The sequence below is a fragment of the Ectobacillus panaciterrae DSM 19096 genome (genome assembly GCF_000430785.1).
GTDB lineage: Bacteria > Bacillota > Bacilli > Bacillales > Bacillaceae_G > Ectobacillus > Ectobacillus panaciterrae.
This window is the reverse complement of record NZ_AUMR01000033.1, coordinates 17,772-44,672: the sequence shown is the minus strand read 5'-3', so window position 1 is coordinate 44,672 and position 26,901 is coordinate 17,772. Positions and strand designations below refer to the sequence as shown.

Here is a 26,901-nt window from a genome sequence, read left to right as displayed (position 1 = left end):
TAAGTTCATAAGAACTTATCTCATCCGTTGGAGGATAATTACAATGATAACTTTTCAGCTTACCCGAAAAGAAATGGCTGATCTCCTCCTTTCATTAAAAGGCTGGAATACAAAACAACCTCTTACTATTATGCAAGAAGCTTGGGTGAAGGTGCATAAAGAGGATATTGAAAACGGGAAAACAGTCCATGCTTTTGTTACAACCTCACTTTCTCCTATTTTGGAAAAATTGATGAAAACAAACGAGCTCGATATGGGTTTCTCCTTGAATGAAATCTCCTCCCTTGGCAGTCAAATCGAAAACACGAATTTCTCTATCACCGCTCTTCAGAATTGGGTAAAGCGAGATATTAAGGAAATGATCGGTTCTCCGCAAAAAGGAAAGAAATATTCTATCGAACAAACCGCATTGTTATTTATAGTAGAGGATTTAAAAACAGCGCTTGATTTTGAATCCATTCGCAAGCTGTTACAGCTGATCGTCAACGACCCTGCAAACCTCGATGATGATCTGATCAATCCTGTTCGTCTATATGCAGCCTACTCGTCTTTATTTGAAGAGCTCAACAAACAAGGTGCACAGTGCTGCACTGATACAAGAGCAGCTGACACAATTGAACTGATTGAAAAAACGATTGAACAAAAAGCTGCCAAACTTGCCGCAGCCTTTCCGAATATCAAACAAAATCAGCAGGAAGCGATACGCAACATAATTGTAATTGCTGCATTATCCGTCCATACTGCTTATTTTCAAATGATGGCAAAGCGCTATTTATCCGCTACTTTATTTTTGCAGAACTTAACGATTCCCTCTGAAATATGAAAAGGAGCATTCGCTGCTCCTTTTTTGTATATGTATGCAACTTTTATAAAAAAGTTTGCTTATTTTTATTGTCCGTTCTTAAACTAAAGCCCCCGATTGTGGAAGATCAAAGGCTGTGTTGAAGCCGTCTCGCACTTATTGAACTTTAGCACCAATAAGCTAATTACTCACAATAATTGAGTAGAGTAGAAATAAATTATATCCTCTGTTTAACATTTTTGATCACTACTTTACTATGGGGAATACTTGGCATGCTAGCCATGCTGAAACTTAAATCCTGGTCGGGAACTTCATAATCCATTCGATTCGCTAGATAATCAAGACTCACTTTCATAACTTCAATAGTGACCCACTCCCCAGCACAGCGATGTCCCATAAAGTAATCACCACCACCCTGCGGAATGAAGCTAAAAGGGCTTCCTTCCCATTTGGCAAACCGATCAGGACTGAACACATCAGGATTTTTCCAAATTTCAGGGTCATGATTTGTGCCATAAAGATCCAGCAAGGTTAACGTGCCTTCTTCAAATTCATAGCCTTTCCAGGTGAAATCTTTTTTTACCAGCGCTACGACAAACGGGAAAAATGGATAAAAACGGCGAACTTCCTGGACAAACATCTGAGCATACTTTTCATCGCCGGCTTTAAGTTTCTCCCTTTCTTCCGGATAATGGTGCACTGCCAGCGCAATGAAATTGATGAATACAGCAATCGCCACAATCGGTCTCAAAATATTGAGCACTTCTACAGCAGCGGTCTCGGCATCCAGAAGATTCCCTTCCAGATCGCGATACCAGGCAAATCTGTGTAATGCGGTATGTTCAGGGGGATTCACTTTCCCATCACGAACCTTATCAATGAGTTCTTCGATCCATATTTCTTCGTAATTCCGTGCATGTCTCCCGAGCCAATGATTTAGGCCAGCTGCAGTTGCCGACTCGAACATCGCTCCCAAATTTTTTGTCAGCCTCTTAACTTCGTTTTCTTGTACCGGTACACCTGCCCACTGGCAGGCTGTCCTGCACATAATTTCCTTCGCTTCTTCATAAAGAATAACCTTATCCATCTGTTCCCATTTATCCACTGCTATCTCCCACTGTTTTTTTGTAATGTCGGTTAGTTTTTCAAGTTCGCCAGGAGACATAATCGACATAAACATTTCCTTGCGATGTTTATGGGTCTGTCCATCTAACGCCTGAACACCATTCTTGCCAAACAATGTTTGCACAACCCGGTTTGGTGCTGCATCTTTCCTTTTGAATTTCTCAGTGTCATAAAAAACTTCCGCAGCTTCCTTTCCTCCCATACAGATCGCTTTCTTTCCAAACAAACTGGTCTCGAAAATATCAGAATTAAAACTGTGACGTCTGTTCAAAATGTACATATATCCTTCTTTCATAAAACACAAGCTAGGATCTTTTCCTTCTTCCCGAGGCATCTGATTTGTATTTGCCATATAATCCATCTCCATTTTTCATAGTAATGGCCTTATTATTTGTAAGTTTTTTCCTTTTTAGTCTCGAAAGAACTTGGACCCCTAAACAGATTTCAGTCTAAAAAAGCCAGTTTCCTGTATAAAAATCGACTTTTTTAATTCTTCTTATTGATTTACCCCGCCCTTTAGCATAATAAGGGATAGCGCCCCATCGCCATCAAGGTAATATTTCCGATAATGTTATGTAACCCTTACATAATTAAAAAGGAATCTAAATCGATTCCTTTTCAAAAGATAATTAATAATAAGATGCATAATCAAAAAATGTTCGACCAGATCTTAATAGATGTTGCTACAATTAATGTTGCCAAAATCCATTGTAATATTTTTGTATTTATCCGTTGACCAGCCTTCGCTCCTAAAGGAGACGCGATTAGACTCGATACTACCACGATTACAGCTGGCAAAAATACAATTTGTTCCGTTGTAACCTTACCAATTGTGACACCAATTGATGAAATAAATGTAATTGCTAAAGAAGTAGCAATCGTCATTCTTGTTGGAATTTTTAATATGACCATCATAATTGGCACTAAAAGAAATCCTCCTGCAGCCCCAACAATCCCTGCCCCAATTCCTACAATCAGAGCAAGAGCCGCAGCCAGCCATTTATTAAACTTTACTTGATCTAACGGAATATCGTCTAATCCCTTCTTCGGAACAAACATTAGAATAACAGCTGCTAGAGCAAGTATCCCATATACGATATTGATTCCTGTTTCCGGAATTCCTCTTGAACCATATGCACCGATAAAACTGCCAAGTAAGACACTGATCCCCATGTATAACGTAAGTATTTTGTTTAAGTATTTCCCTTTACGGTACACCAATATTCCACTCATGGCAGCAAATAATACTTGAACCGCACCAATACCAGAAACCTCATGAGATGTAAAGGCAGCATACCCTAATAAAGGAGGGACAAAAAGCAACATCGGATAGTTAATAATTGCGCCTCCAATACCGACCATACCAGAAATAAAAGAACCTAAAAATCCAAGCGAGAAAATCGTAATTATAAATCCAAAATCCATCTCCGGTACTCCCCCTTAAAAGAAGGAAGGGTACTAAGATCTGTCCCCTTCTTTTCTTATCTCTTTTTCACCCAAAACTTAAGTACTTCATTTTCTTCGCTATGGGTTAATAATTCATGACCAGTTGATTTTACCCAAGCACTTAAATCATTCTTGGTACCTTTATCAGTCGCATGAATTTCCAGCACTTGGCCAGACATTAACTCATTCATCGCCTTTTTTGTTTTGACAATTGGCATTGGACATGCTAATCCTTTTGCATCTAATAACATATCTGCTTTCATAATCCATCTCTCCTAAGTTGTAAAGAATAAACTATACTCTTGATAAACATTTATCGAACCGCACAACGATTTGGACCAATTTCCATTTCGCGTTGTTTTTCTTCATCCGGATTGATTTTCCCCATATTTGTTTCACGAATTTCTTGGTATGAGTTTGGTTGTGGTGGTAAGTTTTCTGTTACTAATTTTCTAAATTCCGTTTCATTCTCAATGTTCAAACCATGATTGTTTGAAAATAGCGTACCTAATTTTTCTGATACACTACCGTCATCATTCAATTCCTCAATAATCATAAAGTGAGCTGGCAACACAATTAACTCGTCGGATAATGCTCTGTATCGGTTATACAGCGTTTCTCGTAAATCACCGACCCAATCTTCTGCCATACCTGCCAAGTCCGGTCTTCCAATGGAATCAATGAATAAGATGTCACCTGAAAGTAAAAATGTTTCATCAACTACAAATGAAGTTGAACCAATGGTATGACCAGGTGAATATACTGGATGAATCGTAATGGTTGTACTACCAATCGTTACGTCATTGCCTTCCTCTAACGGTTGATAGTTAAATGTAACTTCTGTTGCATCCTTTGGTGGTAACCAATACGTCGCGTTCGTCATTTCAGCAATTTTTCTTCCACCTGAAATGTGATCAGCATGAAGATGTGTATCAAATACGTGTTTTATCGTTACTCCCATGTTTTTGGCAAAATCAATATATACATCCGTCATACGTGTTGCATCTATAATTGCAGCTTCTCCATCAGACATAACCATGTAAGATAAACATCCTTTACCAATTCGAATGAATTGGTAAATTTCACCACCATCTCTTAAATCCCCAATCTTAACTGGCTCTAGATATTCACTCCATGTTTTCATTCCACCTTTTAGGTAGGAAACAGTAAGTCCTTCTCCTGATAACATATCAGCCACCATAATCGATGAGCCTTCTTTTGCACACACTACCAGAATGTCTTTATCTGTTGGGATTTGAGCCATGATTCCTTCGACTCCATCAAGCAATTCAAAATAGGGTACATTTAAGTATTCGAAATTTTCCCCTTCAATTTTCCAATCATTAAAATCACTTTCATTACGAACATCTAAAACAAATAATTCTTCTTTATTTACTACTCTTTTTGTTACCTCTTTAGCTGTCATTACATGTACAGTCATCTTTTTACTCCTCCAATCTATTAGTTGACTGATTTTTCTGTCGAGTCATTCCACTCGCTCATACCTGGCACAACATTCACGACATGTTTGAAACCCGCTTTTGTTAACTTTTGTGCTGCTAAATCACTCCGATTTCCTGTACGGCAAACCACATAAATTTCATCCTCTTTGTTCAATTCCTCTATATGTTTTTCTAATTCTCCTAATGGAATAGATGTAGCGTTTGGAATATGGCTGAAGGCGAATTCTGCCGATTCGCGAACATCCAGTACAAGGATGTTTTTATTTTCTTCCATCTTCTTTTGTAATTCTTCATTTGTAATAACGTTTGGATGTTTCTTTACCTCTTTGTCTTCTCCGCTTGCCTTACGAAGATAATGCTTTAAAACATCTCCTTCTTCTACTGTTCCCACATATTGATTACCTGTACTTTGGGCCCAAGCTTGAATATCTGCTGTTGAACCTTTATCAGTTGCTTGCACTTCTAATACTTGTCCCGGTTCTAAATCATTCATTGCCTTTTTTGTTTTTATGATTGGCATCGGGCATGCCGATCCTTTCGCATCTACTACAACATTTGTTTGAATCATATTTTTTCTTCCTCCTCTAGTCCTTTAAATACCTATATGGGTATAAAAAATCAAAAAATTATTCTACTGGACCATTCCAATCCATCATGCCGCCTTTGACATTCGTAATATGTTTAAAACCAAGTTTTTTTAACAATTTGCTTGCTTTACTGCTTCTCATTCCACTTTGACAAATTAACATGACTTCCTTTTCTTTTGAAAGTTCATTTGCCCGTTGTTTGAGTTCATGCAGGGGAATATTTTTAAAATTATTAATACAATTTTCAATTTTATTTATATAATTGTTCCTCTGTTCTACCTAGATAAACAAGTTTACATTTCCGTTTTCTGCATCCCCTAGGTAAGCTGCTACACCGGCATATTCAATGTCGTGTAATAATTCTTCCTTTTGTAGCCCAAGTAAATCCATCGTCATGGTACACGCAACTAGCTTTACTCCCTGTTCCTGTGCCATCTCAATTAGCTGAGGAAGCGTCATAGCATTATGCTTTTTTATGACATGTTTAATCATTTTTGGTCCCATTCCAGCAAAATTCATTTTCGATAAGCCCATTTTATCTGCACCTTGAGGCATCATTTTACCGAACAGATTTTCAAGGAATCCCTTTTTCACATGTACCAATTCATCTTTGCGTAAAGCATTTAATCCCCAAAAGGTATGAAAAATTGTAACCTCATGATCATAAGCTGCCGCTCCATTTGCAATAATGTAAGCTGCCATTGCCTTATCGTAATCTCCACTAAATAATACAATTGTTGTTTTTTTCTTTTGTTCAGACATGCTGCATCCTCCTTACTCTCATATACCCATATGGGTATATGAGGTGGTAAAAAAATTTAACCTTTTTGAATCCAGAACACGAATACATCATTATCTTCTTTAAAATCCACTAGTACGTGCCCCGTTGATTTTGCCCAAGCTGTTAAATCACTTTTTGCACCTTTATCTGTTGTTTGTACTTCTAAAATCTGACCAGATGTTAATTCATCCATTGCTTTTTTCGTTTTTACAATTGGCATCGGGCATGCTAATCCTTTTGCGTTTACCACTTTATCAATTTTCATCGCATTGTCCTCCCACTCTTTCCGTATACCTATATGGGTATATTATTATAAAATATTAAGTTCGTCAACCCTAACCAAAACTATTGACCAATACAGGGTCAGGTGGAACAATAGGAGTAGGTGGAGCAGTAACCCGAACTTCATAACTTGGATGTGGGAATAGAGGGTCAGGTGGAAAGAACGCCATCATCTCTAACATGTTACATTAGCGTGTTTTTCTACAAATTAACTACCAATAACACGAATTATGTCAACTGGGAGGACATAATTCGTTAGGGGAATTACAGGAAGGTGCCATCATTTATGTTACAAATTTAACTCGTATCACTCGTAGTACACAAGATTTATTTGAACTAATCGATTACATACGAAGTAAAAAAACAAATTTGAAAACACTCAAGGATACTTGGCTTGATTTATCAGAGGATAATCCATTATTCCATTAAAGGGCCAGATTGTGGAATAATCGGAATTTGATATCTGAAATATGGATTTACCATTTTTTTCACTTGAAAGTAGTTTAAAAATTCATGGAGTCTGTTAATACTGCTTGATATGTAGACACTCCTTAGAGTAGTATTTGCAACTTCAAACAAGGGGTGGAATGAGTGTCCTTTTGGCAAAAGATAAAAGAAAAAATAAAAAAATGGCTGCCCGTAGGACAGGAGGAAAAGACGGATATGGAATTTGAACCGCTTAATTCTGATATCCCTGCTCCAGATATGACCAAAAATGAATCTATACTACACTTACCTCCAATGACTTCAACCCGAACTAATCTTCCTTATCAGGTGATGGAAAGATATCATGACAGTAGATACTGGGGTTGGACGGAACGAATTAGAGGGTATCAAGACCGGTTAGCACAAGAGAATTTCATTCCCGAAATTGAATGTAAGGATGAAGAGATCGTTCGGCATTTTGGATCCTCGCAACCGGCTTCCTATTATGTACTTCTTCATTATTTGCCTGCATCAAGGAAAACACTTCAAAATCCAGTTTTACTTGTCCATGGTGCCGGACATCATGCAAACCTGTCCTGGTGTGAATCGTCTATGGAAAAAGGGCTACTCTATTCGTTATCCTCTTCAGGAAGAGATGTATTTGCGGTTAGCTTTGCTCATCCTCATGGGGATAACTGGCAGCAAGCGATTCAATTGTCGAACATCATTCGACGAATTAAGGAAGTAGTAAAGACGGATAAAATCGATTTGATAGCTCATAGTAAAGGAGGAGTGCCTGTATGGATCTATTTGGCAGGACTCTGTAGTTCCTGGGATGCGCAATATCAAGGGGAAGTGGAACGGTATGTGATGCTGGGGACACCTAACCGAGGATTGGATTTTCCCTTCCGCCATCTCTTCCCTAATTTGTCTGTTATTAAGTTGGGGATTAGTGCGCCGATTGCGTGTGATTCCATCATGTATTATGGTTCTTACATTGATACGACGAAGCAAAGTATTTATCGTGATGGTGGCGGGTTTCCAGGTTCCTGTCAGCTCCTGTATCGCTGGGACGATAAGTACCCCATTGAGATGCAGTCGAAAACCTTATACGATGGCGGACAAAATATGTTTTTTCATTCAAGGGGCATCGATGCTGCGATTCGGGAAGGAGATCATTTGATGGAGAAACTACTGTCTTCACCGATTGACAGCGAGATCGAAGTCCATATACTGGCGGGTAATAAACCTTATTTTAATGGCGTACGTGGGGAGCGAGATGCCCAAAGCGATGGGCTTGTCTTTGTAGATAGTGTCCTTTTTACCGATGGAATTGCTACTTCCCCCAATCAAGTCAAGCGAAAAGATGTCTTGCCTCTTAATCATTTGGAACTGCTTTATCATCCGGATGCGCATCAATGGGTGTTGGACGGATTTTTATCTCAATGTGACTAACCGATTTCCAACTAATGGCTCTTTTTGTATTTGGAATGTTGTCCCATAACCATCAACTAAGAAAATAAAGAAACCCCAAAGCGATAAAATGAGCATCTTTGTGTCAGAGTACTCAAAATTTTCGTTCTGGGGGTGCTATAAAACTTTAACTTGATGGACATGTGGCGATACTTCAATTTTCGCACAGGCCCCTTTTTGTTACTATAAAGCTGTGTAATGAGAGCTCTGATCTTTCTTAGGCACTATACATATGCACGGTCTGATAAAAAGCGAACAAAAATACTGTCTTTCTTTTCTTATTTAGTTAGATTTTTATTCTTGAAGAATTACAGCATATAGATTTTTACTATTTTTTGTTTGGGAAACAAAATTAATAATATTTCCGTCATGTTTATATGTTGTAATATATATTTTTGAATGTACGTTTGACTCTGTAGTATCAAAACGAGACTCAATCGGCTTTCCTAAATGGGCGCTTATTTCAGCTTCGTTCATTCCAAGATTGACATCGTAAATAGGAATAGAAGGAGACGTGATAAGCATTCCAGCAACCTTGTTTTTTGTATCAAACAAATAGGATTCTGTTTTGAATTTTACAAGATGATACCGCCAAAAATTTTTTTCTTGTTTAACAGGAGTTCCTAACTTTTGTTCTACCTCTTCTAGGGAAGCTCCGTATTGAAACGTCGTTTTAATACCTGAAGAGGGTTGTTGCGTCACCTCTTCTTTATTATTGTGATCATTTGAGGCAGTTATATGGGCTTGATCTTGCGAAACTACTTGTGTACTTTGTGTACTTTGTGTACTCGCTGTATCTCCTGAAGGCATCGATCCAAATATACTTGATGGAATTAATAAGGTAGCACACCCAGCAAGTAGAAATGACCATATCCATTTTATTTTAAATTTTAAACGTAGAAATAAAGCAACTATTGTATATACTACAATTACTACTACTACTTGAAGCATTTCTGTACTCAATTATATTAAACCTCCTTAAGTTCTAAGGTTTATTCTCATGAACATCCTTAAATGCAATGTTTTTAGACAACTGGAATGTAACAACCCCATAAGACCTGCACAGATATAAGTTCCAAATTTTTCATCGCTTTCTAATCCTGTATGAAGCATCCAGTAAATTAATAAAAAAATAAGGAAACCGCTACACACATACTAATAAAATCAAAATGCTTACTGTGTTCAACTCGTAAATTGTAACTTCTAATAAGAATTTTATCAACTGTTTTATGATTAATGTTGACAACCTGTGTTATGTAAAATAAAACTCTTAAAGTAATATTGCAAATCGTAAAAATAGTTGCTTGCGATTACAGAGCCCAGACTGTGTGAAATAACACATAACGGTGCTTTATTTCCTGCTGTTAACGAAATGAAAGAGAGCCAAACCAGCTCTCTTTCATGATTATTTGTTTTTCTCTTTTAAAAACGCCATAACAGCTTTTGTCATATCCTGCGCTTCTTTTGGTGCGTCCGGAGAACCGAACATCTTATTTAAATCACTATGAGATAAGGTCTTGACTTGGTAAACAAAATCAGATCCTTTCGCTTTATTTAAGGTTTCTGCAAATTTATAAACAGAAGGATTTTCCCAGCGCGTGACCATATAAGCAGACGGCAAATTTTGATTGTTCATGTAGGTGAGCGCTGATGCTTCTGTCCACACCTTTTCATCAGTGCCAAATACCTTTTTGTAGGACGGTATCGCTTCGACGAATTGCTTTACATTCGTAGGTCCATCTAATATAACAATAGAATTGAGTGATGCCGGTGCAAGACCAACACTATTTAAATATCTTGCATCTGTGGCAATTAAACCCGTCAAGTGTCCCCCTGCAGAATGTCCCATTACATTAATTTTCGATTTATCAATTTGATACTCATTTGCATGATTCATAACCCATTTAATTGCCTTGGCAACATCGTAAACCATATCATCATAATGAACATCAGGATGAAGCCGATAGTTTACAGACACGAAGATATATCCATTTTCTGTAAAAAACACTGACTTGGAACCAACCTTGCTCTTGTCTCCGCTTGTCCATCCTCCTCCATGAATGTAAATGAGAACGGGATGTTTTTCTTTCTTGGTTGTCTTCGGTGTATATATATCTAGTGTTTGCTTTTCGGCTTTTGCATAATGAATATTTTCTGTATTCTTGTTTGCAGTACATGCGAATAAGCCTATACATACAGGGATTAATACTGCCCATTTGATTATTCGTCTCAAATTTAAAACACCTTTCTTCTATACAATGCTGTTTTCAGCCTATGCGACTGCCGGATAAAGCCAATCTATATTACAAACATGACCTGCATTTTCAATACAGACCATATCCAATTGTTCTTGCTCTTCCACTAACACTTTCGTGCGGAATAAATAATTTTTTTCTTCCATTACGAACGATGCAGAAATACCAAAAAAATCAGCTGCATGTAATAATAATTTTACCTGCATTGGGCAGGAACTTCTAGTAAAAAAGCATTATGATGAAATAAACGGATCATATAGAAAGAGAGGAAAGAAATGCGCGAAAAAATCGCAGTTATTACTGGTGCATCAAGCGGATTTGGGTTTCTTACCGCTTTGGAGTTAGCAAGGCGAGGCTTTCATGTTATTGCGACGATGAGAAATTTAGAAAAACGGCATCATCTTTTAAACGAGGCAGAAACATGCGGATTATCAAAGCAGATAACAATTTATCAGTTGGATGTTGCGTGCGAGGCATCTCTTGCACAATTTAAAGCACATATAAATAAAATAGGACGTGTTGATGTTCTTGTAAATAATGCTGGATTTGCTGTCGGGGGATTCACGGAGGAAATTCCTATAGATGATTATCGAAAGCAATTTGAAACGAATGTATTTGGAGCCATTTCCGTGGCACAGATCGTTCTTCCTATTATGAGAAAACAGCGGAGCGGTCATATTATTAATATAAGCAGCATTAGCGGATTAATTGCGTTTCCTGGGTTATCTCCTTATGTTGCATCCAAACATGCTTTAGAGGGCTGGAGTGAAAGCTTGCGGCTGGAAGTGCAGCCGTTCGGAATTCATGTTGTGCTTGTGGAACCTGGCTCATATGAGACAAATATTTGGTCGACAGGTAAGCATGTCTCAGAAGCATCACTGCATCCCCATTCTCCCTATTATGAATATATGGAAAGATTAGAGGACCATCTTGCTTCTGGCAGCCATATACTTGGCAATCCAAGCGAAATCGCTCAAAAAATCGCGTGGATTGCAGAACACGACCGTCCTTCTTTGCGTTATTCATTAGGAAAAGGCGTAAAGTTCGCCATATTCATGAAGCATTTTTTACCATGGCAACTATGGGAACGATTAGTGCAGAAGCAATTAAAATAATAGAGAAATTATTTTCAGGATACAATACATTTCCCGGTTCTTTATTTCCCCGGCAAGCGCAAAGTATGATAAATACCGACAAGTTTTATTGAATTTATCTACAAAATTTTTATTTAAAATAAATATGGTACGTGAAATTATATTATTTTGTGTATAAAATCTTGTCCTGATTAGGACAAGATTGAGAAATCATATGATTGTCTCTGCACAATGTACTGCTGGCGAGCTGCTTCCTTCCAGACCTGACTCATTTCCTGAGCACATTTGTCAGCGAACTGTACTTATTGTAACGTAAATATTTCATGCTTCCAATATATTTTTCTTTCCAAACCTGCTTCTATTTCCCTGTTCATTTGAACTTTTGGAAATAATCGCGTTATAATGAAGCGTATATCATTTATAAAGGAGAATATAGTATGGTGAAAATCCGCGTATATCAACCAAAAGCAGAGCATTTGAACGATGTCAAAGAAGTTATTGATGTAAAAGAGGAAAATCCGACTGAGGAAATGTTACATAGCATGTACACTTGTGTACTGCAGACAGATGAAATGGCCATTCCGTCTGCCTACATGGAAGAAGATATCTTAATTGATTCTGTAGAAGGCATGCTGAATGCTTCCAACAGCAAAATAAAAGACTTAGGCGCTTATGATGTGATTGATGTAATTACAAAGGAAAAGAGAATAAAAATTTTGTTATTGGCAGATGAAGAATACGAAATCATTTCTGAATAATCGTACGGGGGCGGCTTATACAAGCCACCCTTTTTCTCTTAAAAATGCCCCAAGTCGGCCAAACATGTCAAGACGGTCTTCTCTTGTGAAGCTTGCGTTAGCCCCGCTTGTAGAGGGAATGACAAATACATAACAGCCTTCCCACGAATCGTCTCCAAAAAACCACTCAGCCTGCAGACCGAGAGTTACCTTCCCTTTCGGCTGTTTTGCGGCATGCCGAAATGCCGTTACCCCATTAAAACATATGACTCTCGGCTTATACGTTCTGACTAAAATTTGAAAATCCTCAGTCCCGCTGGCAAAATCGGTTTTATTTAAATCCGCAGAGGATCTAGTAGGGCGTGCAACTAAATCGGTAATACCGTAATCCCATTCTAAAAGCTTCTTCGTTTCTTCTGGTTTTAATTGATAGGGAGTCAACCCGCCTTCATAAAGTCCGCGCCAAAATAAATTCGCTGGATTTGCATAATGATATCCTTTTGTTGCGGATATACGCCCTGGGTTAATACCGCAAAACAAAACTGTTAAATCGTTTTTAATATAAGTAGGCAGCCATTTTTCTTCAAAAGACTCCTTCATTTCGCATCTCCCTTACGTAACATAATGTTCATTAAATTAGTTATATGGTTAGTTTTTTCTTAGTATTTTAAATACATTACATGAAATTATAGAATTGTGCGTTTTTTACTGCTTGTCCCTCTCCCTTTTCTTCATCAAACTCTTAACACGCTCTTTCGGATCCCAGCAATTGAATACATAATCCGGTTTTGTTTCATACCCCAATCGAGAACAAAAATAGCTTATTTTCGAATCCTCTTTAACCGCACGGAAATGCTTACAGGTCGCACAGCAATGAAATTGATTCTTCTTCATCCTTCTCCCTCCCCCTATTCATAATTACATATATCACGTCAAAACCCTTCTTTTATCAAAGAAGGGTTTTGATCTTAGGATATGATTTTCTTTTTCTTATTCGTCTTTGGAATATAAACACAATACGGCTCGCTGTTGGATGGTTTCAATATATAAAAAAGAAGATAAGTATATCTAAGTAATTTAGAGTAAATATTATAACTGTTGCAAATCAAAAGGAGGTGGCTATAATGAATGCACAACGAGCACAAGAAATTTCTTCTTCACCAATTATGGCTAATGTAACCTGTAATGGGAAACCCATCTACATTGAGCATGTGGATGCACAAAAAGGAACAGCTACAATCCATCCCCTTGATGAACCAAATAATAAACAAAGTGTTTCTGTATCCAGCTTAATGGAACATTAATTTGTCAAGTATTTCTTCACTTTTGGTTAAACACCACACTAAATGTGGTGTTTTTATGTTTAATTAAGGTCAATTGTTTTAAGAAGAAAAACAACAATACTCTTTAAACAGAGCCTTAAATTAGATGCATGTTTTGTACAGCGAACAAGCCTACTGTAACCACCTCTCTCATCCTTATGTATGTACCTCCCTTGATTCTTTCTCTTTTAGAATTAAATTCCATAACCGTCTTATATAGAGGACCATACCCAATGACTACAGCACCCTTGCTAGATACATTTCCCTTAGTATCTTTTGAGCAACTATATAAAATTCTAACTCAAATCCCTTGCTGACCCCATGTTCAATCATCCGCTCCAATATACGAAAAAGGGAGAGCCTCAATTAAGAGACCCTCCTGTCATTGTTATTGATTCCTTATTCATTTCAGCAATCATACGAATAGCGCGGAATGAGCCATACCCGTACGTTTTCATGTTCTTTGTTCCAATTTTTAGCGTATGGTTTAGCGAGCGTTTGTCCGGCTCACATTTTCTTTTTTAACGAGTTGTCCGCGCGTTACGCCAAGCTGATTTGTCGCTTTCAGCGCGCGCCATACGCTCGTTCCGCTGCGCTTTCCTGTAATTGCGTATTAAACGTTCCTAAAAATTCAATGGTATCAACGTTTTCTTGTGTGATTGTTTTAAATTATATCAGGTGTACCTGTACGCAATCAACATTTTGTTGGATAGTTTCAATATATAAAAAAGAAACTAATTGAAGAGTTTAAAACGGAGGACATCTTTGTCACCAACTACGGCAAGCTAATGAATCATAACCATTTCCATAAACGAATAAAGGTACATACAAGGCGAGCAAGAATTACGAAGAATGTACATCCCCACCTGTTTCAGCATACGAGCGCTACGATGTTTCTAGAAGCAGGCGGGGATACACGTCACTTACAGATGTTGCTGGGTCACGCTGATCTGCGTATGGTAATACGGTATACTCATCTATCTAAACAAGCGTTAATCAATCAGCATAATAAGTTTTCACCGTTGAATGCTGTAATAGGAAAGCTGAATAAGGAACGTAAGGTATTACGTTAGACGTCATCTTCGGATGGCGTTTTTTTCTGTAACTGAAGTTCTGAAATTTACCGTAAAAAATCTTAAAAATGACGGTTCTAGCACCCCTGTTAGGAATTGGCACCCACATCTTAAGAACCGGAATCTTACGTGCTATCCGTTCCACCATCGGCTGACTCCTTCGAAAGTAATCGTTATTATATCAGTGGTTACGGTAGCTTTTGCGATATTCACTGCGTGATATTTAGTACAATGATAAATCTTTTGTTATCCACAGGCTAATTGCACTAGTAACGATTATCAACTTAAAAATAAGTAGAAGTAACGAAAGCTCAAAAATTAAAGGCAAAGGTGGAGCGGAATATTTTCGTAAAAGCAAAGTTACCTGATAAGCATATACTATAGACTATTGTATCTTCTCATATTGCTATCAAATGAGAAGCCCTTTTCAAAGGGAAATCTATTACGAAACAGGGGTGGCTGGGTTCCTAACTTGGGAAGTCATCGTGATTTCGAAATTTGGCGTACACGTTAGTCCATCATCAGGCGTATTGTGATATAACATGTACGTCTCCTCTTGTGATAGGGTAGCCCCTGCCGTACCTATTCGTACCTCAATGCTGGTGAAGTCATGGCTGGCAAATTGGCAGGTATAAACATTTAAACTACAGACAACTCGCTAAAGTTTCGGGATTTCGTTTCCATCTGTATGTATCGCTCGGCGTAGGTCGGCATCACATGGGGGCTTTGTTTGTCTATGGGTGGCAGGGGCTGCTTATATGTCGTCTCTGTTATACAGTTGTTCATAGATAAAAGAAAAAGCGAACCACCTATTAGTTCGCTCGATACTTCTCCTCACTTCTCCTCGTATTCTTTTACATTTCTATAAAGTTTAGTAACCTCCACCGTTATCTCTAACATATTTCTTACGATTTAAACGTGGATTTTGTATAACCACGAAGCTGTTCTCTTTCCTTGTTCTAACACGTATTCAACAGCATCTCTCGCCCATTCTCTTGGGTTTGTGTCTTCCATCGCTTTGCGGTAAAAATCCTCAATTAGTTCCTCCCCTATGATACATAAATACATCACTTCGGTACCATCTTGCCCCCACACTTTAACATTTTGAATCGGTTGCTCCATAACAGTAACGTACAACTTATTATTATTATCTAGAACTAACATATGTTTCCGAGAAGTATCCCTACGTAATATCGCTCTTACACATCCAGCCACAAAGAGTCGTTCTCCTTTTCACCTTACGTTTACAGTCATACCTAACACCCCTTTCGTTTTACATGTAAATATTAAAACAAAAAGATTTATCAGATTATAAGATTCTGTATATTTAATGTAAGAATTTACCTAATGGAATAGAGATGCATTGTCTAATTATGAACGGTAGCACCCTCATTGTCGTCGAATCAGTGAAACTACAGCTTGCTGCGACAAAAGAAAAAGCCAATCTTACTCGATTAGCTTCGTTATTTCTCATATTCTTTTATTAACTTATAGAAAGTTATATGCTCTACGTTCAATCTCTTCCCTTTCGTTAATCTACAGCCATTCATAAACTAGCGGAGAATGCCGTCAGTTTTCCGAAAAGATGAAACTCCTAATAGAACACAATTTTGAGTCGTGCGCGTCTATGAGTTTACGAAATAATTACGAGATATGCCGTCCATTCAACGTTTTCTTACGTTCGACTGCTAATATCGAAAAAGTTCATTCGCACGATTACCTGTTGGCATACATTATATCAACTATGAAAAGTGATGTACATCCCCCGAGGTTTACGATTTACCGCAAAATTTTTAAAACGAATTCGACTATGTAAACGGACAGATTTCGTTAAGACGGGGGTGGCGTTCCTTTGCTCGACCGTCAAGGGTTCGAGATTCCTTGTCCATGTTCGTCCATCATTAGGCATAATGCGATATAACGGGCACCCCTTTGTTTGTGATAGAGTGGCTCCCATCCGCTGATCTGTATGCGCTAACTCCTGAAAACGGATTAACGAAAATCGAACCGTTACCAGCTCGCCTGTTTCATCTCATATTCTATTACTAGCTTATTGAACGCTGTCCTCATCGTAATCAGTCCTACTCATCTCCTCAGTTGAGGTAATCTCTCCTGCTTTCTACTCTAAAACTACGGAACTACTTACTTTCTATTAAGTTAGAACCATACAAAATTACCAATATGAATGTATTCTACAATAAAAATGTGCTAATAACCGTGGACAAGCGTCTCTTCCATTTCTCGCCATCTTCATACAATATAGTAGATTGATTTTAGAGAAAGATAATTCTATTACCAAACTATCGTCTATTTTCTAAGTCAATAAATACTAAGGAAGGTGGTAAAAATATTAAAATATGGTAAAACAAGTTAACAGCAAGGCTCTAGATGACGCTAATTTTCCACGCATAACTCAAAGTGAAACAAGCCTAGCCCATTTTAAAGATTTCATTCTCTATGGGTTTAATGATTCAAATAACCCAAACAGCTTTTCAGGATTTGCTTTTTCAGCTGATTTAGGTGAACACTGGACAGATGGCGGTTCTCTACCATTAAATCCAGGTGGCGTCAATAGCGGTGACCCTGTTATCGCAGTAGATAAAAATGGTGTATTCTATTATGGTCAAATTGGGAAAGAAGTTGTCAACGGCAACAGGCAAGATGTTATTAGTGTATCGACTGGGGTTGTTAACGCAAAAAAGATCACGATGAATCCGCCCCAAGTGGTTGGAAGAGGACAAAACCCTGTTGATGGTACCTTCACTCAAGATAAAGAGTGGATTACAGTAGGACCTGATGTAAATAGACCAGGAAACGAGGCACTGTATGTTGTGTGGACTGATTTTACGAGTACAGGTGGTAATGCTAAAATTCGTTTCTCAAAATATACAACCGGTGTTACGTTAAATGGTTTGATTACTGATAAGGATATCATTTCTCCTCCAAATGCCAATACATTTGTTCGAGGGGCTAACGTGGTAGTAGACAAGCATGGGATTATTTATGTGTTTTATGAACAAGTATTAAACGACTTTAATCTATTGGGGCAGCCAAATAGGACTATTCGAATGATCAAATCAACAGACGGAGGAAATACTTTTCCACTGAATACGGACGTAGCAGTTTCCCTGCCTTTCGCTGCAGCAGCAAACAATGTTGTACAATGTGACGTTCAGCGTGCAGTAATTTTTGTAGATCAACAAAGGGATATCAGGAATCTTGAATTTCCTCAAGCTTCCATTGGTCCTGATGGCACGATTTATGTTGTATGGAATGCTGGTACAGTTATCAATGGGCAGACTTTCATTAATGTCTTTCTGGCATTCAGCAAGAATCAAGGTGCAACTTGGTCACCACCATTGAATGTCACACAGGACCATTCATCATTTGCATTTTTCCCTTCAGTAGCTGCTAACGCTAAAGGAGCGCATATTCAGTATAACCGCTTTAATGATCCAGCAGGAGTTGGTGGAGTCGGCAATGGAACATTCGGGATATTTAGGAAAACATTCTCTGTTACTAAAGGTTTAAGTCTAGAATCAGTGATCAGTAATCCGTCTTCTCCAGTGGCCATTACTAGACCACCTCAGGATCCTGGGGTTAATATCTGCTATATGGGTGATTATAATCAAATTGTTACAGGTCCTGACGATACACTGCTCCATTCTTGGGGTGATAATCGAAATGTTCTACGTGGACAGATTAACCCTGATGTCTTCTTCGAACTAACTGGACTGACTACCGGCCGAACTTCCAACCGCTCTTCTAAACGTAGTCAGAAACGTAGTCAGAAACGTAGCCATAAACGTAAGAGAAAGCATTGAGATATAGTCATTTTCGTTGCAAATATCTAATGATGGATGTATCTAACAGCAGGACAACCCATTGCTTTACCTTACAGTGTCTCCAGCTCATAATGCAGATTTGGCCACGTTTGCTTTCAGGAAGTATTTTACTCGTTTAGAATTAATCAATTAAAATATAACCTGAACCCTCTTAAAACACCCTTCGAAATTTCAGATTCCAAAAATTTTTTAAAACCAATTCCACTAATTAGTTCGTGTAAAGAAGGAAGTGCCTAAAGTTCTAATTTGAAATGCAGGGATACACGCTAACGATTCGTGAGGTCAACTCGTCGAAATTTCAAGATTCACGTCAATATTCGTAAATCACTAGGCAAGTGCTATATGTCATTTTGGGTCACTCTTGTGATGGGGTGGCTCCCTTTTATTCGTCTTCATAACGTTCCCTAGTCTTCTCTACGAATTCCCGTCTTATCTGATCTATATATAACTGACTTGTCTTTTCGACATGTGGCTTAATGCAGCCCAAGCCGGCGAAGCACGGCTTGGGGAATGGCAGCGATGTCTGATAAAAATCCTTGTACCGCTTCTTTAATGGATGCTTGTGTGGGATGAAACCGGTTGGCAATGACCTGTTGTTTCAACCATTTCCACAGTCTCTCAATTGGATTCAGATTCGGCGAGTACGGCGGAAGGTATACTAATACGCTCGCACATGTGTCTCATCTTGATAGAGAAGAACCATGTCGTTGGTCAGCAGTTTTTTTATCAAGGTAATTTGATGTCGGAACGTACGCTGTTTCTTGGGATCTGCCTTCTTGAGCGTGTAGGTCGGACGAGTATAACTTAAAGCACAGAAGATGAAGAAACTAGTCAGTTATATATAGTTGGTTCAAACACGCATGTATTTCATTCTGATAGTAACGAATAGTGTGGGGACGTAAATTTCGTATCTCACAGTCCTTTAGAAATAAATCCAACGCAGATGCAAACGACTCTACGTATATCTGAACTTTTGCCTCCATAATCCGTATTTCCCGTTGATCCAACACGTTTTTTCTCCTGCTCATCGACTTGTTCGACCTCCACTGCGTATTAACAGGTGCGTCAGATTTGAACTTATTCGTAGACTGTTTTCAGGGCAACCAAAAAAAGCGTCCCTACCTAAGCAGGAACGCCGAAAACGTTGATATGACGAGCATTCTCGTTTTTCTTTCGTAAATAAATGATACCGGTGGCCGGGGTCGAACCGGCACTCCAGAGGAACACGACTTTGAGTCGTGCTTTTTGTTTTATTTACGAACTGATTCACGAGATATGGCGTCAATTCAGCGTTTTCTTACGTTCTGCCGCCGAAATTCACAAATTCTCTTCACACGATCACCTGTTGATGTGCATTATGGCAACGCTACATGTCCATGTCGTTGGACAAGTAATTTTTAGACGTAGGTGGAGAAGATATACGTCATTTGCAGATGCTGCTTGGTCACGCTGATTTACGTATGGTGATGCGATATACGCATTTATCGAAGCAGGCGCTGATTAATCAGCATGATAAGTTTTCGCCGCTAAATACCGTTATTAGAAAGCTGAATAAGGAACGAAAAATACTACGTTAGGCGTCATCTTCGGATGACGTTTTTGTTAAATATATTCAAATATTAGAACCAAGAGTACGAAATATCATATATTTACGCTCCATACCAAATACTCCGTCTCTGTATAACCACTCTCCAAATTTGCGAACATTATCATTACTGTAAATTCTATAAGCGTAAAGAATACCCTTACGACCCTCCCGACTATTACACGTTATTTTATAGTCAATATTTAATACAGCATCTATGACCTTTTTTACCCCTTCAATAAACTCAATAGACGCAGATACAATATTTGCTTCAGGATTATACGTAACACCTTCCCCTCTTTTTCTTTTTCTTTCTCCTAGCACTATCATCCCATCCCCTTCAAAAACCCCTCTTATATAATGACAGAGCATATTATTTGGTAGTGAAGGAAACTTTAATTTGTCAGTTTTTCTTGGGACAATCTCATATTTTCTTAGTAAATCCGCTACCTCTTTACTTGTAAATCTTATCCAGTAGCGTACATTATGATTTTCATCGCCGTCATGAAATATGTATATTTTTCGATTATATCCAATTGTCTTCGCTACCCAATTAATTACATCTTCATCTATTAAACCAATTCCTATCTCTCCATTGTCCCCGACACTTCCATCAGTAGCCAACAATCCTAGTATATATGCAAGTTCCGGCGTCATCTTTTTAAAAAAGGCAATATTTACGTTAGGATCATGTTTATATCTTAGTTTATTAGCAGCAGATAAATCTCTAGTAGGAATACCAAATTCATTAAGGCATCTATATATAGATGAATAGCTTAGCCTCAATGCATCAGCAATCATTTGAATAGACCACTCCTGCTTAATATATAAATATTCAAGTAATTCCTTTGTCACACCATGAATATGTTCAATAGAATATTTATAGTGAGACTCTTTTTCATTCCTTCTCGGTATATTGTACTCGTCCATAAGATTTAAAACAGTGCCTTTTGTTACATTAAACATCTTTGCAATATCATAAGTGGATAAATGTTTTACAACATACAGTTCAAATAATTCTTCCTTAGTAATTCTATCCTTAAGCTGTTTTTTTCTAAATCCATATTCCCTCAACAACTTTTCAACGGTTGCAGAAGAAACCCCAAAAATTTCAGCAATTTCCTTTTTAGTCATATTCCTTTCTATGTACATTTCATATGCTAATTCTTTCGGTAATCGTTCTCGCAATGCCAATTTTTGCACCCTAACATCACTCTCCAATATATTTAGAAACACTAACATGGAAGTATAATAAGTAGAATGCTCATCAAAATAGTTTATACCTAGATTATAAACACCTTTAGATATTATTTTTCGCTTTAATTAATTCGAAACCTGCACACCCCACTACAATTATGGGTTTGAAACAGTATTTGGTAGCACAATAAAAAAGTCAACTGTCTTGTAATTAACCTGGATGTTGATTGTTATTTCCCGACTGGTTGCTTTCCCCAATATAGGGACACTCCCATGAGTCAATGACGACTACTCGTTTGATGCCTTCCAAAGTTTCAAGATTTGGCGTCCATGTTCGTCCATTATCAGGCAATATGCGATATTAACGTCGATCCTTCTCTTGTGATAGGGTAACCCCCGTACCTCTTAGTTGCCATCGGATCAACGAAACAACGAAAGTTACGTATTTGAGACAGTCGTAGACAAAAGAAAAAGCCAATCGTACTCGATTAGCTTCGTTATTTCTCATATTCTTTTATTAACTTATAGAAAGTTATATGCTCTACGTTCGATCTCTTCCCTTTCGTTAACCTACAGCCATTCATAAACTAGCGGAGAGTACCGTCAGTTTTCTGAGGAAATGAAATTCCAAACAGAACACAATTTTGAGCCATACGCTTTATTTTTCGTTTCCCTTCGTCTACTCTAATCGACATTCGTATATAAAGCACACTCCAATACTTCCACCGCAATTACTTTCAATGTCGAAAATTTATCAGATAATTAATTGCGCAAAACATTTCTTTTCTTCTCTTTCGTGCAGTATACTAGCATTACAAAATATTAACATTTCATAATTTTGAAACAACTAAATTTACGGAAAAGAGGTCTAAGATATGGAAAGCAATGAGGACTTTTTCAATATGTTAACCGCTAGTCTATCAGAAAGCGGCAAGAGCGAAAACACCGTTACAATGTATATTAATGATCTACGTAGATTTGACGAATGGCTACAGAAACGCGATTCCAATATCAGGATTGTGAACCGCAAACAGGTACAACAATACATCTTATACTTAGAAAGTCTTGACCATGCCGCTACGACAATAGAAAGAATTTACTACGAAATTAAAACATTAGCAAAGTACATGAAAGACGACCTATCTATTGTCAATAATATCCGCTATCCAAAGAAACAGGAATCAGCTACCTCGCCTAGGTGTTTATCTAACGATGAAGTAAAGAAGTTGTTTAGCAGAATTGAACATGAAATGAGCTGCAAATCAACAGCACAGATTAAGAAGGACGAAGACTTACGCAAATTGGCACTCTTAGCAATAATGTTTGGTGCAGGACTTCGTGTCGCTGAGGTTGCAGCACTTAATATTAAAGACGTTGACTTACGTTACCATGGCGATGGTGGTATTGTTATAGTTCATAAGGGTAAAGGCAATAAGGCTCGTGAAGTCCCTATTGCGAAGAAGTTTACCCAGTATATTGAACAGTATCTTAAATCCCGTGATGACGAAAATGAAGCCCTCTTTATTACACGTCTTAATAGGAGAATTTCTACCCGTTACATTCAGTACACATTAAAAGAGTACGGCATTCACCCAACCATGGCACGACGCACTTATTTAACCGCCCTTGTAACGGATCAAGGTATCGACCTTGTAACCGCTGCACATTTAGCGGGTCATTCTTCTGTGAACACAACGCAAAAATATGTAAAGCCCAAATTAAATAGCATATACACCACTCTCGACAAACTGTATGAGTGACACCACACCCTTCCATTACGAAGGGTCTTTTTCGTTTATAACTATCATTTACCTTATTCCGTACTTCACGTATAAAGGTTTCGAGTTTCACATCCATGTTCGTCTACAATCAGGCATATCGCTGTGACACTGCACCCCTCTCTCTCGTGATAGGGTAACCCCCTTCGTCCATGCATTAACATCGGATCAGTGAAACAATAACGGACTATGTGCTAATCGATACCACTCCATAGTGTCATAACTTAATAGTATTGATAATGTTTTATCGGTACAGTAATGTCAAGGTATCAATCGGTGTCATAACCTAGATTCGTATGTATTAACGTAGCCACTTCCTCTTATGATTGTTGGATAGCTCTCCAAAGTTTAGGGTTTCGTGTCCACGTTCACCAACTGCTTGGCATAGCTGCTGTGACAATGACCTCTCTTTCTTGTGATAGGGTAGCCCCCTCCGTGCTGATCCGTCACCTCATTGTAATGTTTCAACTCCTTCAGACGTTTACTGGTGAATAGCAACGTTCAATTGACTGTTTCTATAGAAAATAAAGCATATTTTTTAATTAAACAACTTTAATGTTTCTTTAAGATTTTTCCATTATAAACGCCTATATACTGATTAAATGGTAGTATAATTAGGTGGAAGCTTACATTTCTATGCCGGTATTATCACTCACTGGATTTCAACGGGTGTTGCTTACTTTTTTCGGTAAACAAGTCAAGGCTACTAATGTTAGTTTAATTAGCTAACATGTCCGATTTTGTTTAATATTCTGTGGTTAATGCTGGCGCTTAAATAAAATTGTATGAAAGCTGGTGAAACGTTGAAAAGTGGGGTTTTTTATGAATTAATGAGTGTTTTAAATGATAGAAAAAACAATTATAAGTTTGACTCTGTTATTGAAAAATATATGCTAGAAGATATATTAATTGCTCTTAAAGGTAACGGTTTTGGGGTAAATGCTTATCCGAATTCAAAATCATACAACAAGTATTTGGATATTCTTCCTAAAATCTCTTCAAAAGCATCAACAGAAAACAAGAGACACATTGTTGATAAGTATAATCAGGAGTTAAAAACGTGGAATAAATTATTCCGTGATTTTTATTCAAATGATCAGTTTGAAGAAGTGACACAGGTTGCTGACGAAAACAAATTTTTTGCATTTCTTATAGCATTCGAGTTCTATGTACGGGCACTAAATGATCTTAAATTTAATGGTGGAAAAAATAAAAATTTTTACGGAAATATGGATATACAAAGAAATATTAACGGTCAAACAATTGGAATTAAGGAGTTATCAGCTAACCAATTTACGGATGTTATTGATCTCCTTTTTCAACAAGCAAGTAAAGTCGTCCAAGCTTTTATTTTTTATGGTTATCTTTACAATAACAATGAATTTAAATATTGCGAACATGATAGAGATATTGATTTATCCGATATCAAGAAATCATTTAATTACTTTCAATTAATTGATCTAAGAACTGTTCTATTTGATTTATTTGAAGACTGGAAATTTGGAAATTATGAAGTTCTAGAACGAGATGAGAAAAATGTGGAAATAATGCCTAAAAGCCTAAAAAGCTTTTTAGATGAGACTATCGAAGCTCAAAGGTTTGAATCATTTAGACAACATAATATATGGAGCTATGATGCTAGAAATAGAGACGTAAAAGAGCTATCCCTAACTAAGGTATTAGCGCCAGAATCTTTTTTGGATAAATCAGAAGAGGCCTCATATAACGAGTATTTAGAATATTTTTCAAGTGAAAAACTGGATTACAAAGTTGAAGGTATTGAAATTGTAAAATGGCTAAGGGCATACGCTGTAGTTAGACATTATAATAGAAAATTTTTAAATACTAACCTTTTCCCTGAACATAGTATTCCCGATAATTGGCTTTATGTATCAACCGTTGATAAGTGGGTTCAATTGTTTACTATGCATGGAATAGATGAAGAAAGTGCAAAGATAATCTGCGATAAATTTAGGTTTAAAAAGAACTCTGTAGATTGGTTTGATTCCCCATTTATTGAAATTGGTGAAAAAATAATAACGATTCCATCAGTAGCTAGTAGGATTCAAGACGTTTTAGCACTTATCTCGATGGCAGCTAAGGAAGATATGAATCTTGATTTTAAAGGTTATTGCTTTGAAGATAGAATTCTTAACGATTTGAATACGAATAAAATTCCAGCAGTAAGTATTAAAAGAAAGATCAAAGGTAAAGAATACCAGTGTGATGTTGCTTTTATTTTGGGAAAAGATTTATTTCTGTGTGAATGTAAACATACGGTTCAGCCCCTTACACAAAGAAAGAGATACGATTTTTATAATCAGAAGATCCCTGGAGATATAGAACAAACTAACAGAATCTGTGATTTTTACAGTTCAAATCTAAACTACATAATTGATGAGTTTAACAATAAGCATGGGAGTACTTATACATCCGATTGGAGGCCGAGACAAATATATAGAATGGTTATCTATTCGTGTAAGTTAGCTAGTAAGTTAGATATAGATGGAGTAATCATAACTGACTATACAATTTTCACCACTTTACTGTATAAAAGATTGCCTACTATTTTTCAAAATGGAAGGACAACACAGTTTATGCCACCAAAAATGAAGGGGGTTTTTCAAGGGAAACTCACCTCAAATAAATTGCTAAACTTCTTAGATAATCCTTGGCAGATGGACTTTCAAAAATTCGCCACTGAAATTGAAGATGAGGTAATACCAGTTAATCAAATATACCTACATAAGAAAAAAGCGTTTAGAATTATTGATAACTTTTATGCTTAAAAAAGTAAAGATATATTGAGGTATCCTCAGTGAGGCATAAGTAAAATTACATGTGGGCATTAGAGGAAAAAAGTGGAGTTCATCACTTAAACCGGTGGTGAGCTTATTTTTATTGCTTATTTTTTTAAATTCGCTACTGTAGCAAATTTATATGTGGACAAAATTCACATAAAAACAATAGTTAAATGAGATTTTTTAAAGTTAGTTCCAGCTTGAAAATCGATTTTTTGTGACTTTGTTAAATATGTTTATAACTCGGATACTGATAGTGAAAAACTGTAAATTAGGTTTCTAATTTGGGGGATCCTCTCCCCGAAGGTTCAGGGTTTGGCTTTCATATTTGTCTACAATCAGGCAAGGCGCCGCGACGATGCCCCCTCTTTCTTGTGATAGGGTGGCGGTGGGGAGGGGGGATGATCCGTAACAATCGGTTACTGGCGAACAGCGTTACAAAATGTACCTCTGCTTGCTAGATGTTGAAAAAGGTAGATTCAATCTACGTTATTGGCAATGAATAACCCTATGTTCAAAATAGGTTTGTTACCGTTAGAGTAAGGTTATATGATAACAACATTTCATTTATTGAATATCTAGTAACGACAAGAATTTGCACCATCTCTTTATGTTACCGTTTAACTATTATCAATAAATATAAAGTTCGATACCAGTAACAAAGAAAGCGGAGAAGAATCGTAATGAGCCGTACAGGAAGAATGACTCTATACATTCAAGTAAGCGTAAGATACAAAACACCATAGTTTAAATCCATAATTTGTAAGTCTATTAAATAGGAAAGATAAGTCCTTAACTTATCGAGGCAGCTCATCGAGTTTCCGAACTT

Annotated in this window: 25 protein-coding genes and 4 pseudogenes; 11 read left to right on the top strand and 18 right to left on the bottom strand. The window is 37.4% G+C overall.

Going from position 1 to position 26,901, the window contains the following annotated elements; translation table 11 throughout:
* Nucleotides 1-43 precede the first annotated feature (43 nt).
* A complete protein-coding gene (locus H540_RS0110020) occupies nt 44-823 on the top strand; it encodes a DUF1836 domain-containing protein (protein WP_028400534.1) in 780 nt (259 codons plus the stop codon).
* Nucleotides 824-1,019: 196 nt separating this feature from the next.
* On the opposite strand, the gene cypC is transcribed toward H540_RS0110020, so the two are convergent.
* The 8 genes and pseudogenes from cypC to H540_RS0109980 all read right to left on the bottom strand — a co-directional run bounded on the left by cypC (nt 1,020) and on the right by H540_RS0109980 (nt 6,469).
* Nucleotides 1,020-2,279 (bottom strand): CYP152 family fatty-acid peroxygenase CypC, encoded by a 1,260-nt coding sequence (gene cypC, locus H540_RS0110015; RefSeq protein ID WP_028400533.1) that lies wholly within the window; start codon nt 2,277-2,279, stop codon nt 1,020-1,022.
* 296 nt (nt 2,280-2,575) lie between these two features.
* Nucleotides 2,576-3,352 (bottom strand): sulfite exporter TauE/SafE family protein, encoded by a 777-nt coding sequence (locus tag H540_RS0110010; RefSeq protein WP_028400532.1) that lies wholly within the window; start codon nt 3,350-3,352, stop codon nt 2,576-2,578.
* Nucleotides 3,353-3,408: 56 nt separating this feature from the next.
* A complete protein-coding gene (locus tag H540_RS0110005) occupies nt 3,409-3,636 on the bottom strand; it encodes a sulfurtransferase TusA family protein (RefSeq protein WP_028400531.1) in 228 nt (75 codons plus the stop codon).
* 50 nt (nt 3,637-3,686) lie between these two features.
* A complete protein-coding gene (locus tag H540_RS0110000; RefSeq protein WP_028400530.1) occupies nt 3,687-4,814 on the bottom strand; it encodes an MBL fold metallo-hydrolase in 1,128 nt (375 codons plus the stop codon).
* Between the two features lie 20 nt (nt 4,815-4,834).
* A complete protein-coding gene (locus H540_RS0109995; RefSeq protein WP_028400529.1) occupies nt 4,835-5,404 on the bottom strand; it encodes a sulfurtransferase TusA family protein in 570 nt (189 codons plus the stop codon).
* 58 nt (nt 5,405-5,462) lie between these two features.
* Nucleotides 5,463-5,666: pseudogene (locus tag H540_RS29400) on the bottom strand (rhodanese-like domain-containing protein); the annotation flags it as partial.
* Nucleotides 5,667-5,702: 36 nt separating this feature from the next.
* A complete protein-coding gene (locus H540_RS0109985; protein WP_028400528.1) occupies nt 5,703-6,185 on the bottom strand; it encodes a DsrE/DsrF/DrsH-like family protein in 483 nt (160 codons plus the stop codon).
* 56 nt (nt 6,186-6,241) lie between these two features.
* Nucleotides 6,242-6,469: a sulfurtransferase TusA family protein gene (locus H540_RS0109980; RefSeq protein WP_028400527.1), complete on the bottom strand. Its 228-nt coding sequence runs from the start codon at nt 6,467-6,469 to the stop codon at nt 6,242-6,244.
* A 272-nt stretch (nt 6,470-6,741) separates the two neighbouring features.
* On the opposite strand from H540_RS0109980, the pseudogene H540_RS32020 reads away from it, so the two are divergent.
* Nucleotides 6,742-6,903, top strand: a pseudogene (locus H540_RS32020) (recombinase family protein); the annotation flags it as partial.
* Between the two features lie 174 nt (nt 6,904-7,077).
* On the top strand, nt 7,078-8,367 hold the full coding sequence (locus H540_RS0109975) for an esterase/lipase family protein (protein ID WP_028400526.1): 1,290 nt from the start codon (nt 7,078-7,080) through the stop codon (nt 8,365-8,367).
* Nucleotides 8,368-8,679: 312 nt separating this feature from the next.
* Here H540_RS0109975 and H540_RS0109970 read toward each other — a convergent pair whose 3' ends face one another.
* The 4 genes and pseudogenes from H540_RS0109970 to H540_RS0109960 all read right to left on the bottom strand — a co-directional run bounded on the left by H540_RS0109970 (nt 8,680) and on the right by H540_RS0109960 (nt 10,846).
* On the bottom strand, nt 8,680-9,348 hold the full coding sequence (locus H540_RS0109970; RefSeq protein WP_028400525.1) for a hypothetical protein: 669 nt from the start codon (nt 9,346-9,348) through the stop codon (nt 8,680-8,682).
* Nucleotides 9,349-9,663: 315 nt separating this feature from the next.
* A pseudogene (locus H540_RS34495) lies at nt 9,664-9,747 on the bottom strand (chemotaxis protein); the annotation flags it as partial.
* Nucleotides 9,748-9,790: 43 nt separating this feature from the next.
* Nucleotides 9,791-10,618 (bottom strand): alpha/beta hydrolase, encoded by an 828-nt coding sequence (locus H540_RS0109965; protein WP_028400524.1) that lies wholly within the window; start codon nt 10,616-10,618, stop codon nt 9,791-9,793.
* A 39-nt stretch (nt 10,619-10,657) separates the two neighbouring features.
* Nucleotides 10,658-10,846: a hypothetical protein gene (locus tag H540_RS0109960; protein WP_028400523.1), complete on the bottom strand. Its 189-nt coding sequence runs from the start codon at nt 10,844-10,846 to the stop codon at nt 10,658-10,660.
* Between the two features lie 69 nt (nt 10,847-10,915).
* Here H540_RS0109960 and H540_RS0109955 point away from each other — a divergent pair, with 69 nt between their 5' ends.
* Entirely contained in the window at nt 10,916-11,755 is an 840-nt protein-coding gene (locus H540_RS0109955; protein ID WP_028400522.1) for an oxidoreductase, read from the top strand.
* Nucleotides 11,756-12,171: 416 nt separating this feature from the next.
* Nucleotides 12,172-12,492: a hypothetical protein gene (locus H540_RS0109950; RefSeq protein ID WP_028400521.1), complete on the top strand. Its 321-nt coding sequence runs from the start codon at nt 12,172-12,174 to the stop codon at nt 12,490-12,492.
* A 15-nt stretch (nt 12,493-12,507) separates the two neighbouring features.
* On the opposite strand, the gene H540_RS0109945 is transcribed toward H540_RS0109950, so the two are convergent.
* Together H540_RS0109945 and H540_RS0109940 are read right to left on the bottom strand one after the other, a co-directional pair.
* On the bottom strand, nt 12,508-13,071 hold the full coding sequence (locus H540_RS0109945; RefSeq protein WP_028400520.1) for a mismatch-specific DNA-glycosylase: 564 nt from the start codon (nt 13,069-13,071) through the stop codon (nt 12,508-12,510).
* Between the two features lie 105 nt (nt 13,072-13,176).
* The gene (locus H540_RS0109940; protein WP_028400519.1) at nt 13,177-13,365 is read right to left on the bottom strand and encodes a hypothetical protein; all 189 of its coding nucleotides are present in this window, start codon (nt 13,363-13,365) and stop codon (nt 13,177-13,179) included.
* Between the two features lie 230 nt (nt 13,366-13,595).
* On the opposite strand from H540_RS0109940, the gene H540_RS0109935 reads away from it, so the two are divergent.
* Together H540_RS0109935 and H540_RS32015 are read left to right on the top strand one after the other, a co-directional pair.
* The gene (locus tag H540_RS0109935; RefSeq protein WP_028400518.1) at nt 13,596-13,775 is read left to right on the top strand and encodes a small acid-soluble spore protein H; all 180 of its coding nucleotides are present in this window, start codon (nt 13,596-13,598) and stop codon (nt 13,773-13,775) included.
* Nucleotides 13,776-14,515: 740 nt separating this feature from the next.
* A complete protein-coding gene (locus H540_RS32015) occupies nt 14,516-14,866 on the top strand; it encodes a tyrosine-type recombinase/integrase (protein ID WP_081415090.1) in 351 nt (116 codons plus the stop codon).
* 912 nt (nt 14,867-15,778) lie between these two features.
* Here H540_RS32015 and H540_RS0109920 read toward each other — a convergent pair.
* On the bottom strand, nt 15,779-16,030 hold the full coding sequence (locus H540_RS0109920; protein WP_155890998.1) for a hypothetical protein: 252 nt from the start codon (nt 16,028-16,030) through the stop codon (nt 15,779-15,781).
* Between the two features lie 1,193 nt (nt 16,031-17,223).
* Between H540_RS0109920 and H540_RS29395 the strand changes: the two genes are divergently transcribed.
* The gene (locus tag H540_RS29395) at nt 17,224-18,690 is read left to right on the top strand and encodes an exo-alpha-sialidase (protein ID WP_245592209.1); all 1,467 of its coding nucleotides are present in this window, start codon (nt 17,224-17,226) and stop codon (nt 18,688-18,690) included.
* Between the two features lie 494 nt (nt 18,691-19,184).
* On the opposite strand, the gene H540_RS35520 is transcribed toward H540_RS29395, so the two are convergent.
* Together H540_RS35520 and H540_RS33105 are read right to left on the bottom strand one after the other, a co-directional pair.
* Nucleotides 19,185-19,313: a hypothetical protein gene (locus H540_RS35520; RefSeq protein ID WP_425388096.1), complete on the bottom strand. Its 129-nt coding sequence runs from the start codon at nt 19,311-19,313 to the stop codon at nt 19,185-19,187.
* Nucleotides 19,287-19,373: pseudogene (locus H540_RS33105) on the bottom strand (transposase); the annotation flags it as partial. The pseudogene H540_RS33105 and the gene H540_RS35520, both read right to left, overlap by 27 nt.
* A gap of 765 nt (nt 19,374-20,138) precedes the next feature.
* On the opposite strand from H540_RS33105, the gene H540_RS32005 reads away from it, so the two are divergent.
* Nucleotides 20,139-20,288, top strand: coding sequence for a hypothetical protein (locus H540_RS32005; RefSeq protein ID WP_211241889.1), 150 nt, complete (start codon nt 20,139-20,141; stop codon nt 20,286-20,288).
* Between the two features lie 35 nt (nt 20,289-20,323).
* On the opposite strand, the gene H540_RS0109905 is transcribed toward H540_RS32005, so the two are convergent.
* Nucleotides 20,324-21,490 (bottom strand): LAGLIDADG family homing endonuclease, encoded by a 1,167-nt coding sequence (locus tag H540_RS0109905; RefSeq protein ID WP_162144531.1) that lies wholly within the window; start codon nt 21,488-21,490, stop codon nt 20,324-20,326.
* 878 nt (nt 21,491-22,368) lie between these two features.
* Here H540_RS0109905 and H540_RS0109900 point away from each other — a divergent pair.
* The gene (locus H540_RS0109900; protein ID WP_028400513.1) at nt 22,369-23,253 is read left to right on the top strand and encodes a tyrosine-type recombinase/integrase; all 885 of its coding nucleotides are present in this window, start codon (nt 22,369-22,371) and stop codon (nt 23,251-23,253) included.
* An 803-nt stretch (nt 23,254-24,056) separates the two neighbouring features.
* Nucleotides 24,057-26,060 carry a hypothetical protein gene (locus tag H540_RS0109895; RefSeq protein ID WP_028400512.1) on the top strand — a complete coding sequence of 668 codons (2,004 nt, stop codon included), beginning with the start codon at nt 24,057-24,059 and terminating at the stop codon, nt 26,058-26,060.
* The last annotated feature ends 841 nt before the right edge of the window (nt 26,061-26,901 follow it).